This window comes from Streptomyces cinnamoneus (assembly GCF_002939475.1).
GTDB classification, from domain to species: Bacteria; Actinomycetota; Actinomycetes; order Streptomycetales; family Streptomycetaceae; genus Streptomyces; species Streptomyces cinnamoneus_A.
This window is the reverse complement of record NZ_PKFQ01000001.1, coordinates 4233237-4247109: the sequence shown is the minus strand read 5'-3', so window position 1 is coordinate 4247109 and position 13873 is coordinate 4233237. Positions and strand designations below refer to the sequence as shown.

Genomic DNA, 13873 nt, shown 5'->3' with positions numbered 1-13873 from the left:
TCGCGATTGAACGGTTCTGGGTCTTACAGCGCGCCGGCGCCCTCCTGTGTCACACCAACCCCATCACTACCGGGTGTTGCTCACGCCTCGTCGACGGCCGTGTCCTTGACCGTCACCGTCAGGTCGTTCGTCACCGTGAAGAACGGCCGCAGCCGCACCTCGCCGCGCGTCACGGCCGGGAAGGTGTCGACGCCCTTGCGGTCGGCGAAGTCGCCGGCGATCCGGCCGACGCGCACCGGCGCGGCACCCGCTGCCGGGCGCACCCACAGGTCCCACAGGTCCTGCTCGTCCGCGGTGACGCGGCGGCTCATGGGCTCGTAGGGAAGGCAGCCGCTGCCCGCCACCAGCGGGGTGCGGACGTCGCCCACCGAGCCGTCGCCGCCCCGCAGCCGGGCGAGCAGCTCGGCGCCCTCGCGGAGCGCGGTGCCGTGGGCGGTGACCGCGACCGTGATGCCGTCGTCGCCGACGCGCACCTCGTCCGCCTCCACGTGCGTGGTGCGCAGCCAGGTGCGGACGGCGAGGAAACCGTCGCTGGTGGCGTACGGGACCCAGGCGGAGTGGCCCTCGGCCGACTCCCGCAGGGGCAGGGTCAGCAGGGCCTTCTGCTCGACGAGGCCGGCCAGCAGCCGGCGCCGGGTCTTCTCGCCGGACTTTCCGCCCGCCCGCTCGACGTAGGTGTCCCAGCGCCCCTCGGACAGGGTGTGCTCCGCGCGCTCGACGCGCGCCTCCACCCAGCCGCCCGCCTCGCGGCCCTGGCGCGGCAGCGGCACCCGGACCGTCTCCTTGCCCTTGCTGCCCCGGTGGCGCAGCAGCAGGTGGCTGTCCGCGTCGGTCAGCTGGCCGGCCGGCAGCCGGAAGACCAGCGAGCCGTCGGGCGCGGCCGCGCAGCGGGCGTCGGGGTGGGCGACGTCGCCCTGCGGGCGCGGCGCGCTCTGCTGCTTGCGGCCGCCGCCGAAGAGGCCGCGCAGCAGCCCGCCCTTCTTGGCCCGCGCGGTGGTGCAGCCGGGGCGCAGCTCCTCGAAGAGCTCCTCGTACCGCCGGGCGATGGCGTCCGGTTCGTACCGGTGTGCCGCCTGGCGGGCGGCGGCGCCCAGCCGCTCGCGCAGGGCGGCGTCGCCGGTGAGCCGGAGCAGGGCGTCCGCGTAGGCGTCGATCGCGTCGGAGTCGTCGAGCGGCACGAGGACGCCGTCCGTGCCGTCGGCGAGGATCTCGCGCGGGCCGTAGGGGCAGTCGGTGGCGACGACCGGCAGACCCGCGTGCATGGCCTCGACGATGGTCATGCCGAAGGACTCGGCGTCGGAGGCGACCGCCGCGACGGCGCCCTTGGCCCACTCGGTCTCGATCGGCGAGCGGGCGCCCATCAGGGTGACGCGCTCGTAGAGGCCCAGCTCCTCGATCTGCTTGCGCAGCTTCGCCTTGGCCGGCCCGCGGCCGTAGATCCGCAGGTTCCAGTCGGGGCGCTCGGCGGCGACCTTGGCGAAGGCCGCGATGAGGCGGTCGTAACGCTTGACGCCCACCAGGCGGCCGGCGGAGACGATCGTCTTCGACGCGCCGTCCGAGGGCTCGGCGGCCGGGGCCGGGACCGCGTTGGGGATGGAGAGGATGCGGGCCTTCGCGTCCGGCAGCGCCTCCCGGTAGTGCCCGGCGTCGGCCTCCGAGACGGTGGCGAAGGCGTCGAGGGCGGCGATGGCCGGGTCCATCACGGCGTGCAGCTCGGCGACGTGGGCCTCGTGGGTGAGGTGCTCCTGGCCCAGGCGCAGGTACGGGCGGTCGGCGCCGTACTTCGCGAGGTAGCCGATGAGCTTGGGGCGGGTCGCGATGACGACGTCCGCGTCGGTGGCCGCGAGGTGGGCGGCGACCCGCTCGTCGGTGAGGGCGGTGGCGGCCATGCGGCCGTTGTCGATGCGCTCGTCGCGGAAGATCTCACTGGGCCGCTGGTTGAGCGGGGCCGCGTACTCGTCGCCGTCGGTGCCCTCGCGCATGTCGACCAGCGGGGTGAGGGTCACCCGGGGGTCGATGGTCAGCTCGGGCTCGTCCACCGGACGGTTGACGCTGATGATGCGCACCTCGTGCCGCTCGGCGAGGGCGGCGGCGAGGTTGACGGTGGAGCGGATGGTGCCGCCGATGCCGTACGCGTTGTGCAGCAAGAATTCGATCTTCATCGGGCCCTCGTTGACGGTGACGCGGGCGCGCGGGGGCGCGCAGCGGTTCTTCCCGGGAGGGTAGCCCAGGGCTCCGGGGCACACGCCGGGCCGCGGACCGGGCGTCCCTGACCTGGTGCTTCCGGCCCGCCCGGCCCCGCGGGGTCAGTGCCGCACGCGTCCCGCCAGCGCCGTGAAGTCGGCCCAGGCCAGCCGGGGCGGGCGGGGGTCCCACAGGCGCTGGGCCACGGCCGCCAGGGGCATCCGGATGCCGGCCGCGACCTGGTCCGCGGTCTGGGCCTGGGCCCGGTCGCACCAGACGGCGAGCCGGCCGCCGGCCACCCGGTCGGGCCCCGACTGCGCCTGCGCCACGGCCGTGGTGCCGCGCAGCACGCCCGGCGACCAGTCGCGGTAGATCCGCTCACCGGTGGGATAGCGGAACTGGTTCGGCTCGCCGAGGACGTAGTAGAGGTACTCGTCGTTGAGGTTGACCAGCGTCCGTCCCTCGTTCAGGTAGTCCTGCGGCGGCCGGGCGCCCAGCTCCTTGCCGGTCCAGTACTCGACCTGCACGCCCTTGTCGGGGCTGACGACTCCGCCGGGGAAGAAGCCGTCGTTCCACGCCTTGGGGGTCTTCCCCACGCTGCGCACGACGGCCGCCCGGTCGTTGAGCCAGCCGGTGGCCAGGTCCTGGACCCGGGCGCGGGCGCCGTACTTCCTCCGGGCCGCCTCGGCCAGGCGGGGGTAGGAGGCCTGGGGGTCCTTGGCCATCAGGGCGCGGTACTCGTCGGCGCCGAGGTGGAACCAGGCGCCGGGGAAGAGGGGCGCGTACTCCCGCAGCAGGTCGTCGACGATGCGGGCGGACTGCGGGTTGGCGATGTCCACGGCGCCGCGGGCGGCGGTGCCGGAGGCGTCGCGCAGCTGGAGGCCGGGGTGGGCGGCGATGACGGCGCCGAGGTGGCCGGGCGAGTCGATCTCGGGGACGACGGTGATGTGGAGCGAGCCGGCCAGGGCGGTGATGCGGCGGACCTCGGCCTTGGTCAGGTGCTCGGGGGAGACGATCTCGGGGTGCGAGGAGCTCTCGATGCGGAAGCCCTGGTCGTCGGAGAAGTGCAGGCCCAGCTGGTTGAGCTTGAGGTCGGCCATCTCGCGCAGCCGGCCCTCGATCCAGTCCGCGGTGAAGTTCTTGCGGGCGGTGTCGAGGTTGAGGCCGCGCTGGGCCCGGTCGGGGCGGTCATGGACGTCGCCCTCGGGCAGCCCGCCGCCGGAGCGCACGGCCTGGAGCACCGTCCGGGTGCCGTAGAAGACGCCGGCCTCGTCAGGAGCGGTGATCGTCACCTTGCGGTCGCGGGTGGCGAGCTCGTAGGACTCGGGGCCGCCGGGCTGCCCGGGGCGCAGGGTCAGCTCCACGTCGCCGGCGCGGGCGGGGCCCGCGCCGAAGCCCAGCTGGAGGTCCCCGGCGAGCTTGCGGCCCTCGTCGGCCAGCGGCCCGCCCGGGTCGGCCACCACGCGGGCGCCGGGGGCGGGCCGCCAGCCGGGTCCGGCGCGCTGGGTGAACTCCCGCACGGCGGGGACGGTGCGGGGCGCGCCCGGGGGCACGGGGGCCGGCGCCGGGGCGGCGGCGGAGCCGGGCGGGGCGGGCGAGGGGGAGGCGGAGGAGGACGCGGCCGACTGCGGTGACCGCGAGTCGTCCCCCGGCCGGAGGCTGCCGTGGCGGGCGGGACAGCCCATGAGCGACATCGTGGTGAGGAGGGCGAGGCCGGCCATGGTCCCCCGGATGGCCGACGTGCGGGTGACTCTGACCGGCAGACCCATGCGTCCCATGGAGCAAAACCTCCCATGTGGGCCTTTTTGGGGCTTCGTGGAGCTTCGTAGGACGAAGATATTGCTTTTCGGGATACCGACATCGGCTACGCGCCCGAAATACCTCTCATATGGATGAAATTCGCGCGTTCGCCGGGCGGCTTGTGGGGGGCGTCACTATAGGGCGGAGGGCGGCCGCAGCCCAGGGGTCGCGCGGCCGTCCGCCGCACAAAGCGCCCATCGGGGCCGGATCCGGGGCGTCATCGGGGTGTGGCCCGTACGGCCCTAGCCCGTACGTGCCTGTTTGATCACACCTGACATACCCCGCGAGACCGAACCGACAAGGCGTCGCTACGATGGCCAGGGCCGGTGGACCGTACCCGGCCGGGCCCGACCGACAGTGAAGCCGGCAGGCCCCAATCCCCGCTCCCGGAGGGTTTTCCGTGCCGGCTGGAACGCTGTATCGCGGCCGGGAAGGTATGTGGTCCTGGGTGGCTCATCGAGTCACCGGCGTCCTCATTTTCTTCTTCCTGTTCGTTCACGTCCTCGACACCGCTCTCGTCCGCGTCTCCCCGGAGGCGTACGACGAGGTCGTCGCGACGTACAAGACGCCCATCGTCAACGTGATGGAGTACGGCCTCGTGGCCGCCATCCTCTTCCACGCGCTCAACGGCCTCCGGGTCATCGCCGTGGACTTCTGGTCGAAGGGACCGCGCTACCAGAAGCAGATGCTCTGGTCGGTCGTCATGGTCTGGGCTTTGCTGATGGCAGGCGCCTTCTACCCCGTGCTCCAGCACACGCTGCGCACGCTGTTCGGGAGCTGAGTCGCGAAATGTCCGCTGAAACCACCCCCGCGTCGGCCGCTGTGAGCGACGTCTCCCTCTACGACGTCGACAACCCGGCCCCGGTCATCGAGGCGCCGCGCAAGCGCACCAAGAAGACCCCGAAGTCGACCCGCACGAACTTCGAGCTGTACGGCTGGCTGTTCATGCGGCTGTCCGGCATCGTGCTCGTCGTCCTGGTCCTCGGCCACCTGCTGATCCAGCTCGTCCTCGACGGCGGCGTCAGCAAGATCGGCTTCGCCTTCGTGGCGGGCCGCTGGGCCTCCCCGTTCTGGCAGGCCTGGGACCTGATCATGCTGTGGCTCGCGATGCTGCACGGCGCGAACGGCCTGCGCACGGTCATCAACGACTACGCGGAGCGGGCGAACACCCGCTTCTGGCTGAAGATGCTGCTGTACACCGCCACGGTGTTCACCGTCCTGCTGGGCACGCTGGTGATCTTCACCTTCGACCCGAACATCCGCTAGAGCCCGGGGCTGACGCGACCATGAAGATCCACAAGTACGACACCGTCATCGTCGGCGCCGGTGGCGCCGGCATGCGCGCGGCCATCGAGTCGACCAAGCGCAGCCGCACGGCGGTGCTCACCAAGCTCTACCCGACCCGCTCCCACACCGGCGCCGCCCAGGGCGGCATGGCCGCCGCCCTCGCGAACGTCGAGGAGGACAACTGGGAGTGGCACACCTTCGACACGATCAAGGGCGGTGACTACCTGGTCGACCAGGACGCCGCCGAGATCCTGGCGAAGGAGGCCATCGACGCGGTCCTCGACCTCGAGAAGATGGGCCTGCCGTTCAACCGCACCCCGGACGGCACGATCGACCAGCGCCGCTTCGGCGGTCACAGCCGCAACCACGGCGAGGCCCCGGTCCGCCGGTCCTGCTACGCGGCCGACCGCACCGGCCACATGATCCTCCAGACGCTGTTCCAGAACTGCGTGAAGGAGGGCGTCGAGTTCTTCAACGAGTTCTACGTCCTCGACCAGCTGATCACCGAGGTCGACGGCGTCAAGAAGTCGGCCGGTGTGGTCGCCTACGAGCTGGCCACCGGCGAGATCCACGTCTTCCAGGCCAAGTCGGTCATCTACGCCTCCGGCGGCACCGGCAAGTTCTTCAAGGTGACCTCCAACGCGCACACCCTGACGGGTGACGGCCAGGCGGCCTGCTACCGCCGCGGCCTGCCGCTGGAGGACATGGAGTTCTTCCAGTTCCACCCGACGGGCATCTGGCGCATGGGCATCCTGCTGACGGAGGGCGCCCGTGGTGAGGGCGGCATCCTCCGCAACAAGGACGGCGAGCGCTTCATGGAGAAGTACGCGCCGGTCATGAAGGACCTCGCGTCGCGTGACGTCGTCTCGCGCTCCATCTACACGGAGATCCGCGAGGGCCGTGGCTGCGGTCCCGAGGGCGACCACGTCTACCTCGACCTCACCCACCTGCCGCCGGAGCAGCTCGACGCCAAGCTCCCGGACATCACCGAGTTCGCGCGGACGTACCTGGGCATCGAGCCCTACACGGACCCGATCCCGATCCAGCCCACCGCGCACTACGCCATGGGCGGCATCCCGACCAACGTCGAGGGCGAGGTGCTGGCCGACAACGACACCGTCGTGCCGGGCCTGTACGCCGCCGGCGAGGTCGCCTGCGTGTCGGTGCACGGCGCCAACCGCCTGGGCACCAACTCGCTGCTCGACATCAACGTCTTCGGCCGCCGCGCGGGCATCGCCGCCGCGGAGTACGCGCAGAAGGCCGACTTCGTCGAGCTGCCGGAGAACCCGGCGGAGCTCGTCGTGGACCAGGTGGAGCGGCTGCGCAACTCCACCGGCACCGAGCGGGTCGCCGAGCTCCGCAAGGAGCTGCAGGAGACCATGGACGCCAACGTCATGGTCTTCCGCACCGAGCAGACCATCAAGACGGCCGTCGAGAAGATCGCCGAGCTGCGCGAGCGCTACAAGAACGTGTCCGTCCAGGACAAGGGCAAGCGCTTCAACACCGACCTTCTGGAGGCCATCGAGCTGGGCAACCTGCTCGACCTGGCCGAGGTGATGGCCGTGTCCGCCCTGGCGCGCAAGGAGTCCCGCGGCGGTCACTACCGCGAGGACTACCCCAACCGCGACGACGTCAACTTCATGCGCCACACCATGGCGTACCGCGAGGTCGACGCGGACGGCAAGGACTCGATCCGCCTCGACTACAAGCCGGTCGTCCAGACCCGCTACCAGCCGATGGAGCGTAAGTACTGATGGCTACCCCGACTCTCGAGAAGGCCGGGACGGCAGCGCAGGACGCCTCGCCGTACATCACGGTCACCTTCCGGATCCGCCGGTTCAACCCGGAGGTCTCCGCGGAGGCCACCTGGCAGGACTTCCAGGTGGAGATCGACCCGAAGGAGCGCGTGCTCGACGGTCTCCACAAGATCAAGTGGGACCTGGACGGCACGCTGACCTTCCGCCGCTCCTGCGCGCACGGCATCTGCGGCTCCGACGCCATGCGGATCAACGGCCGCAACCGGCTGGCGTGCAAGACGCTGATCAAGGACATCAACCCGGAGAAGCCCATCACGATCGAGGCCATCAAGGGCCTCACGGTCCTCAAGGACCTGGTCGTGGACATGGACCCCTTCTTCCAGGCGTACCGCGACGTCATGCCCTTCCTGATCACCAAGGGCAACGAGCCGACGCGTGAGCGGCTGCAGTCCGCCGAGGACCGCGAGCGCTTCGACGACACCACCAAGTGCATCCTGTGCGCCGCGTGCACGTCCTCGTGCCCGGTGTTCTGGAACGACGGCCAGTACTTCGGCCCGGCGGCGATCGTCAACGCGCACCGCTTCATCTTCGACTCGCGCGACGAGGCGGGCGAGCAGCGCCTGGAGATCCTCAACGACAAGGACGGCGTGTGGCGCTGCCGCACGACCTTCAACTGCACGGACGCCTGCCCGCGCGGCATCGAGGTCACGAAGGCGATCCAGGAGGTGAAGCGGGCGCTGATCACGCGCCGCTTCTGACCTGCGGGTCCGTCTGACGGACGACCGGCCTGAAAGGCCCCGCCCCCTTCTTCCGGGGGCGGGGCCTTTGCCGTGCCCGGGGAGCTGACGGCCCATCACGGTCCGGGGCCCCCGGTGACCACTGACGGCGGCGCCCGTCGGCGGCGGGCACCGTGGGTCAGGCCGGCCCGAGCGCCGCCAGGGCCAGCGCCTCGTCCTGGCGGCGGCGGGTCTCCATGGCCTCGGTGACGCACATCAACGCCTCCCGCTTGCGGCGCAGTTCGGCCATCTGCTCGTCCACGCGGGACAGCTGGTCGCCGAGCACCTGCGCGGAGTGGTCACAGGGCATCAGGCCCGGGCCGCCCTGGGCGCAGGGCAGGAGGTCGCGGATGGCCTCGGTGGTCAGGCCGCCGGCGAGGAGTTCGCGGATGCGCACGACGCGCTCGACGGCGGCGGGGCCGTAACGGCGGTAGCCGTTGGCGTCCCGCTCGGCCTTCAGCAGGCCCTGCTCCTCGTAATAGCGCAGGAGCCGGGTGCTGACGCCCGTCCGTCGCGAGAGCTCTCCTATGCGCATCGCGGTCCTCCCCTTGACCTTCACACTGATGTCAGATGTCAACCTCTTGGCCATGGCACACATTCCCACGCCCCTGCACACCACCGTCCACGGCTCCGGCCCCGGCATCCTCCTCGCGCACGGCGCGGGCGGCAGCATCGAGGGCAACTTCGCGCCCGTCATCCCGGCGCTCTCCGAGCGGCACACCGTGGTGGCCCCCGACTATCCCGGCTCCGGCGCCACTCCGCGCGCCACCGGCCCCCTGACCGTGGACGCGCTGTCCGACGGCATCGTGGCGGCGGCCGACGCGGCCGGCCTGGAGACCTTCACGCTCGTCGGCTACTCGCTGGGCACGCTGGTGTCCGTACGGACGGCCGCCCGGCACCCGGAGCGGGTGCGCGGCCTGGTGCTGACGGCCGGTCTGGCCAAGCCGGACAACCGGGCCGACGCCTCGCTCTTCCTCTGGCAGAGGCTGCTCGCGGAGGGGGACCTCCAGGCGTTCGCCCGCCTCACCGCGCTGAGCGCGTTCGGCGAGGACTTCTTCAACGCCGTGCCGGAGGCCGAGCGCGAGGCGTTCTACGACGCCCTCGCCCAGGGCGTCCCGGCCGGGGCCGCCGAGCAGGCGGGCGCCGTCCGGTCCGGGGACACCACCGCCGACCTCGCCGGCATCCGCGTCCCCACCCTGGTCATCGCCACCACGAAGGACACCCTGGTCTCGCCCGCCAACTCCCGTTACCTGGTGGACCACATCCCCGGTGCGGAGTACGCCGAGATCGAGACGGGGCACGTGCCCATGGCCGAACGGCCCGAGGAGTGGCAGAAGCTGATCCTGGACTTCCTCGGGCGGCACGGGCTCTGAACGGGCTCAGGGGTTCGGCAGGCTGTCGTACCCCACCGTGTTGGTGGCCAGCTCCTCCGGGGTGATCTCCGTGGCCCACCCCTCGGGCGGCTCCTGGTACGGGCTGCACGCACCGCAGGCGGCGCACGTCCAGCGCCCGTGGATGCCGTGCACGACCGCACCGCAGCCGGCGCACGTGTCGGTCGTGTAGTAGGGCGGTTCGCCCGGTGACGCGGGCAGCCGCCAGGGCTGCAGTTCCATGGCACCCAGATTGCCACGGGCAAGGCGGGGGCGACACCGCCTGGCACCGGGCCGCCCGGCCCTCAGATCCGGTGCAGCCGCCACAGCCGCCAGATGCCGGTGCCGTCCGAGAGGTACTCGGCCCCCGAGATGGACGACGTGCTCAGGGCGTAGTCCTTCTTCTGCCACAGCGGCACCAGCGGCACGTCCTCCGCGACGATCCGCTGGATGTTCCGGAAGTCACCGGAGGCCCGGTCGCGTTGGTAGTGCTCCTGCGCCGTGCGGATCAGCTTCTCCACGCGCGGGCTCTCGTAGCCCGAGTGCAGGGCGCTCTCCGCGCCCACGAGCGGGCTGGTGAAGGTCTCCGGGTCGGGGAAGTCGGCCACCCAGGAGACGCAGTACGCGTCGTAGGCGCCCCGGGCGTACCCCTCCTGGAACGCCGTCCACTCCACCTTCCGCGTGGTCACCTCGAACAGCCCCGTGGCCTCCAGTTGCTCCTTCAGCAGCGCCGCCTCCTGGTCCGTGGCCGCGCCCCGCGAGTAGGCGATGCCGAAGCGGACCGGCACGGCGACGCCGGCGCGCTGGAGGATCTGCCGGGCGCGGCCGGGGTCGGGCTGCGGGTACAGGTCGTAGAACGACGTCGTGTGGCCCGTCAGGCCCCGCGGGATGAGCGAGTACAGCGGCTCGACCGTCCGCAGGTGCACGTCGCGGGCCAGCGCGTCCCGGTCGATGACGGCGGCGGCCGCCTGCCGCACGGCCAGAGGCTTGACCGGTGAGCCGTCGCGCAGGTTGAAGACCAGGCTGCGCATGTTGGCGGCGGCGGTCTCGCTCACGCGGACACCGGAGTCCGTGAGGGAGACGTCCGCCAGGTCGGCGGGCGGCATCTGGCGGCCGACCACGTCGACCGACCGCTGCCGCCACGCCTCGCTCATCCGGCCCGAGTCGGCGAAGTAACGGATCGTCACCTTGCTGGCGGAGCCCTTGACCGCCCCGGCGTAGCGCTTGTTCGGCTCCAGCTCCGCGCTCGCGCCGGACCGGTAGGCGGCCAGCACGTACGGACCGGAGCCGTCCACGCCGTCGCCCTTGCGCAGCCGGTCCGCCGGATAGGCGTCGCTGTCGACGATCGAGCCGGCGCCCGTGGCTATCTTGAACGGGAACGTCGCGTCCGGGACCTTCAGCCGGAAGACGACCTCGTCCTCCCGCGGGGCCGCCACCGACTCCAGGGTCTCCAGCACCGGCCCCGGCCCCTGCGGCGACTTGATGCGGGCGATGCGGTCGAAGGAGAACTTCACGTCCCTCGACGTCAGCGCGTGCCCGTTGGCGAACCTCAGCCCCCGGCGCAGCGTGCACGTGTACGTGCGTAACCCCTCGCCCTTGAACGTGCAGCTGCGCGCCGCGTCCGGCACCGGGGTGCTGGAGCCCGGGGCGAAGGTCAACAGGGACTGGTAGACGTTGCCGTAGAGCGCCCAGGAACCCGCGTCGTAGGCACCGGCCGGGTCGAGCGCGCTGACCGTGTCGGTCGTGCCCACCCGGACCGGGCGCCCGTCGTCGTCATCCCCCGGCACCAGCCGGCAGCCCCCGGCCGCCACCGCCAGCAGCGCCACGCACACCGCACCCGCCCCCGCCCGAATCCGGACACCACGCATCCCCGCGCCCCTCCCGCCCAGTGATGCGCATCACCGTAGACAGGCGAACGTTCGTGCGTCCGGAAAACGCCGGAAGTGGCCGGCACCCGGGGTGTCCGAAAAGCGACGGCACGCCTTATGACGTGCGCCGCAGGGCCCTGACGCCACGCAACCCGATCAGGCCGACAGCCGTCCCCAGAAGAAACGAGGTGACCGCGAGCAGCAGATGGACCCAGAAGTAGCCGGTGGGCTCGCCCGCGTCGTCGAAGGCGAGCCCGCTGCCGTCCTTCCACAGGTTCTTGACGAAAGTGATCCAGATGAACCAGCTCCACACCCCGAAGGCGAGCAGGAACCAGGACACGGGACGGGAGAGGGTCGCGGGGGTTCGGGGGGCTGCTTCCCCGGAAGACTTCACCATGGGTTTCAGTATGCGTTCGGGTTCGGACGCTGGTCCTATCGGGTCCTCGACTGGTCCTATCGGGTCCTCGACGGAGGCCCGCCGTGGGGTGGCGTTCTTGTTCGACGGACACGGAGGTACGTTCACCAGCGTGCCGACGATCACATCACACCGCCCGCGGCCCTCCGCGCGGTACTCCGCGACGCGACCCCGCCGCACCTCTCGCGGCCCGGCCACCCTGCTGGCGGCCGGTGCCTCGCTGCTGCTCCCGCTGGCCACCGCCGCTCCCGCGCTCGCCGCCACCGCCTCCCCCACGCCCACCGCGAGCGCGAGCGCGGCCGCCGACGGCAAGGGCAGGACGCCGAAGCAGCCGCCCGCCAGGATGTCCACCGTGGGCGGCGAGCTGCTCGGCAAGCCCGGCACCCAGGTACGGCCGGGCCCCGGCGCCCCGGCGCTGCCCGAGGAGCTGAGCGGCGACTCCTGGCTGGTGGCCGACGCCGAGTCCGGCGACGTGCTGGCCGCGCACAACGCGCACTGGAAGCTGCCGCCCGCCTCCACGTTGAAGATGCTCTTCGCCGACACGGTGCTGCCCAAGTTCCCCAAGACGCAACAGCACAAGGTGAAGCCCACCGACCTGCTGGGCATGGGCGAGGGCAGCAGCCAGGTCGGCATGAAGGAAGGCCTGAGCTACTCCGTCCACGACATGTGGATGGGCGTCTTCCTGCGCTCGGGCAACGACGCCGTGCACGTCCTGTCCGCGATGAACGGCGGCGTGGCACAGACCGTCAAGGACATGCAGGCGCACGCCGAGGACCTCCAGGCCCTGGACACCCACGTCGTCACCCCCGACGGCTACGACGCCGAGGGCCAGGTCTCCAGCGCGTACGACCTCACGCTCTTCGCCCGCTCCGGCCTGCAGAAGGCGGACTTCCGGGAGTACTGCTCGACGGCCCGGACGCAGTTCCCCGACGAGGAGCGGCCGGGGAGGACGAAGGAGATCGCCAACACCAACCGGCTGCTCACCGGCGCCCAGGGGCTGCCCCCCTACAAGGGCATGGCGGGCGTGAAGAACGGTTCCACCACCAACGCCGGCAACACCTTCACCGGCGTCGCCCAGCACGACGGCAAGAAGCTGCTCGTCACCGTCATGAACCCGGACATCAAGGAGCCCAACGAGGTCTACAAGGAGACCCAGCGGCTGCTGGACTGGGGCTTCGAGGCGGCCGGCCACGTGAAGCCGGTCGGTGTGCTCGTGCCGCCGGAGGGCGGGACGGACAAGCCCGGCGACGGCCGGGGCGGCGCCAGGGGCAGCGGCAGCACCCAGGCCGCGGCGGCGTCCGGCGGCGACGGGATGTGGACGGCGGTCGGCCTCACGGGCGGGGCGCTGGCGGTCCTGGCGGTGGCGGGGTACGTGGTGCACCGCCGTCATCCGCTGCCGGAGCTGGTGCGGCGCAAGGACTCGAAGGGCTCCGGCGACCGGGGCTGACCGGGCCGGGCTCCTCCTCGCTGTGCCGCCCGGGCGTGCCGCCCTTCGCACCGGTGGCCGTCCAGGCGGCACAGTAGAGCGTCAGCTTGGCCGTGAAGTTGATCCACAGCAGCAGCGCGATGGGCGTGCCGAAGGCGCCGTACATGCTCTTGGCGGCGACCCCTTGCAGATAGCCGCTCAGCACCAGCTTGAGCACCTCGAAGCCGACCGCGCCGAGCAGGGCGCCGACGGCCAGCCGGCGGCGGCCGGGGTGGACGCCGGGCAGGCGCGTCAGGACGTAGAGCATCAGCAGGAAATCGGCCAGGACGGCGATGCAGAAGCCGACGGCCGTGAGCAGTCCGCCCGCCCCGTCCAGCCCCGTGCGGTCCGCGACCCAGTCCACCGCCGCCGAGGCGAAGGCCGAGCAGGCGGCGGACAGCAGCACCACGGCGCCCAGGCCCAGCAGCACCGCCGCGTCCTTGAGCTTGAGGAGCACCGGATTACCGGGGGCCTCCTCCACCTCCCACACCGCGCGCAGGCACTCGCGCAGGGAGCCCACCCAGCTGACGCCGGTGAACAGCAGCAGCGCGCCGGCGACGAGGCCGACCGTGCCCGCGTTCTCCGAGAAGGACCGCACGTCGAGGCTGGCGGAGATGCCGGGCACCTGCTCGGCCAGCCGGTCCTCCAGCTCATGGGTCCGCTGGTCGCTGAGCAGCGCCGCGGCCACGGCGGCGCCGAGGGTCAACAGGGGGAAGAGCGCGACGAAGCTCGTGAAGGTGATCGCGGCTGCCAGCCGGGTCCACTTCACCCGGTCGAGGGTCTCGTACGAGCGCCACGCGTGCGTGCGCGTGAGGCGGGTGACCGGGCCGCGGAGCACGGGTCCGATCACCGGCAGTCGAGTCAGCCAGTCCATGGTGCACCCCTACCATTCCGCCGAGGCGGCTACGCGTAGCCCGAACGGGTGAGGCCGGGCCGGTGGGGGACTCGCCC

Annotated in this window: 13 protein-coding genes; 6 read left to right on the top strand and 7 right to left on the bottom strand. The window is 71.9% G+C overall.

Annotated features, from left to right (window positions below):
* Positions 1-80 precede the first annotated feature (80 nt).
* Positions 81-2162, bottom strand: a complete 2082-nt coding sequence (locus tag CYQ11_RS18725; protein WP_099201596.1) for a glycosyltransferase family 4 protein — start codon at positions 2160-2162, stop codon at positions 81-83.
* A 144-nt stretch (positions 2163-2306) separates the two neighbouring features.
* Positions 2307-3953, bottom strand: a complete 1647-nt coding sequence (locus CYQ11_RS18720; RefSeq protein ID WP_099201697.1) for a beta-N-acetylhexosaminidase — start codon at positions 3951-3953, stop codon at positions 2307-2309.
* A 431-nt stretch (positions 3954-4384) separates the two neighbouring features.
* Between CYQ11_RS18720 and sdhC the strand changes: the two genes are divergently transcribed.
* Genes sdhC through CYQ11_RS18700 form a run of 4 tightly spaced genes read left to right on the top strand, consistent with a single transcriptional unit; the run spans position 4385 to position 7786 of the window.
* Positions 4385-4765: a succinate dehydrogenase, cytochrome b556 subunit gene (gene sdhC, locus CYQ11_RS18715; RefSeq protein ID WP_099201597.1), complete on the top strand. Its 381-nt coding sequence runs from the start codon at positions 4385-4387 to the stop codon at positions 4763-4765.
* Between the two features lie 8 nt (positions 4766-4773).
* Complete coding sequence (locus CYQ11_RS18710) at positions 4774-5250, top strand: succinate dehydrogenase hydrophobic membrane anchor subunit (protein WP_099201598.1); 477 nt, start codon at positions 4774-4776, stop codon at positions 5248-5250.
* 20 nt (positions 5251-5270) lie between these two features.
* Positions 5271-7025: a succinate dehydrogenase flavoprotein subunit gene (sdhA, locus tag CYQ11_RS18705; RefSeq protein ID WP_099201599.1), complete on the top strand. Its 1755-nt coding sequence runs from the start codon at positions 5271-5273 to the stop codon at positions 7023-7025.
* Positions 7025-7786, top strand: a complete 762-nt coding sequence (locus CYQ11_RS18700; protein ID WP_099201600.1) for a succinate dehydrogenase iron-sulfur subunit — start codon at positions 7025-7027, stop codon at positions 7784-7786. The genes sdhA and CYQ11_RS18700 overlap by 1 nt, the downstream gene beginning before the upstream one ends.
* 157 nt (positions 7787-7943) lie before the next feature.
* On the opposite strand, the gene CYQ11_RS18695 is transcribed toward CYQ11_RS18700, so the two are convergent.
* The gene (locus tag CYQ11_RS18695; RefSeq protein WP_099201601.1) at positions 7944-8339 is read right to left on the bottom strand and encodes a MerR family transcriptional regulator; all 396 of its coding nucleotides are present in this window, start codon (positions 8337-8339) and stop codon (positions 7944-7946) included.
* A gap of 52 nt (positions 8340-8391) precedes the next feature.
* Between CYQ11_RS18695 and CYQ11_RS18690 the strand changes: the two genes are divergently transcribed.
* On the top strand, positions 8392-9177 hold the full coding sequence (locus CYQ11_RS18690) for an alpha/beta fold hydrolase (protein WP_099201698.1): 786 nt from the start codon (positions 8392-8394) through the stop codon (positions 9175-9177).
* A 6-nt stretch (positions 9178-9183) separates the two neighbouring features.
* Here the strand turns inward: CYQ11_RS18690 and CYQ11_RS18685 are convergent, their stop codons facing one another.
* The 3 genes from CYQ11_RS18685 to CYQ11_RS18675 form a co-directional block, all read right to left on the bottom strand.
* Entirely contained in the window at positions 9184-9417 is a 234-nt protein-coding gene (locus tag CYQ11_RS18685; RefSeq protein WP_099201602.1) for a hypothetical protein, read from the bottom strand.
* Positions 9418-9479: 62 nt separating this feature from the next.
* Complete coding sequence (locus tag CYQ11_RS18680) at positions 9480-11042, bottom strand: ABC transporter substrate-binding protein (RefSeq protein ID WP_099201603.1); 1563 nt, start codon at positions 11040-11042, stop codon at positions 9480-9482.
* A gap of 115 nt (positions 11043-11157) precedes the next feature.
* Complete coding sequence (locus CYQ11_RS18675; RefSeq protein WP_099201699.1) at positions 11158-11439, bottom strand: SCO4848 family membrane protein; 282 nt, start codon at positions 11437-11439, stop codon at positions 11158-11160.
* A gap of 10 nt (positions 11440-11449) precedes the next feature.
* Between CYQ11_RS18675 and CYQ11_RS18670 the strand changes: the two genes are divergently transcribed.
* A complete protein-coding gene (locus CYQ11_RS18670; RefSeq protein ID WP_481135920.1) occupies positions 11450-12904 on the top strand; it encodes a D-alanyl-D-alanine carboxypeptidase family protein in 1455 nt (484 codons plus the stop codon).
* Here CYQ11_RS18670 and CYQ11_RS18665 read toward each other — a convergent pair.
* The gene (locus tag CYQ11_RS18665; protein WP_146104704.1) at positions 12789-13796 is read right to left on the bottom strand and encodes a YihY/virulence factor BrkB family protein; all 1008 of its coding nucleotides are present in this window, start codon (positions 13794-13796) and stop codon (positions 12789-12791) included. The genes CYQ11_RS18670 and CYQ11_RS18665 overlap by 116 nt on opposite strands.
* Positions 13797-13873: the final 77 nt, after the last annotated feature.

What these genes read in the sequence shown, in the direction of transcription:
- CYQ11_RS18725 (WP_099201596.1), bottom strand. Translation starts at nt 2,162, where the DNA reads ATGAAGATCGAATTCTTGCTGCACAACGCGTACGGCATCGGCGGCACC.
- CYQ11_RS18720 (WP_099201697.1), bottom strand. Translation starts at nt 3,953, where the DNA reads ATGGGTCTGCCGGTCAGAGTCACCCGCACGTCGGCCATCCGGGGGACC.
- CYQ11_RS18710 (WP_099201598.1), top strand. Translation starts at nt 4,774, where the DNA reads ATGTCCGCTGAAACCACCCCCGCGTCGGCCGCTGTGAGCGACGTCTCC.
- sdhA (WP_099201599.1), top strand. Translation starts at nt 5,271, where the DNA reads ATGAAGATCCACAAGTACGACACCGTCATCGTCGGCGCCGGTGGCGCC.
- CYQ11_RS18700 (WP_099201600.1), top strand. Translation starts at nt 7,025, where the DNA reads ATGGCTACCCCGACTCTCGAGAAGGCCGGGACGGCAGCGCAGGACGCC.
- CYQ11_RS18695 (WP_099201601.1), bottom strand. Translation starts at nt 8,339, where the DNA reads ATGCGCATAGGAGAGCTCTCGCGACGGACGGGCGTCAGCACCCGGCTC.
- CYQ11_RS18690 (WP_099201698.1), top strand. Translation starts at nt 8,392, where the DNA reads ATGGCACACATTCCCACGCCCCTGCACACCACCGTCCACGGCTCCGGC.
- CYQ11_RS18685 (WP_099201602.1), bottom strand. Translation starts at nt 9,417, where the DNA reads ATGGAACTGCAGCCCTGGCGGCTGCCCGCGTCACCGGGCGAACCGCCC.
- CYQ11_RS18680 (WP_099201603.1), bottom strand. Translation starts at nt 11,042, where the DNA reads ATGCGTGGTGTCCGGATTCGGGCGGGGGCGGGTGCGGTGTGCGTGGCG.
- CYQ11_RS18675 (WP_099201699.1), bottom strand. Translation starts at nt 11,439, where the DNA reads ATGGTGAAGTCTTCCGGGGAAGCAGCCCCCCGAACCCCCGCGACCCTC.
- CYQ11_RS18670 (WP_481135920.1), top strand. Translation starts at nt 11,450, where the DNA reads ATGCGTTCGGGTTCGGACGCTGGTCCTATCGGGTCCTCGACTGGTCCT.
- CYQ11_RS18665 (WP_146104704.1), bottom strand. Translation starts at nt 13,796, where the DNA reads ATGGACTGGCTGACTCGACTGCCGGTGATCGGACCCGTGCTCCGCGGC.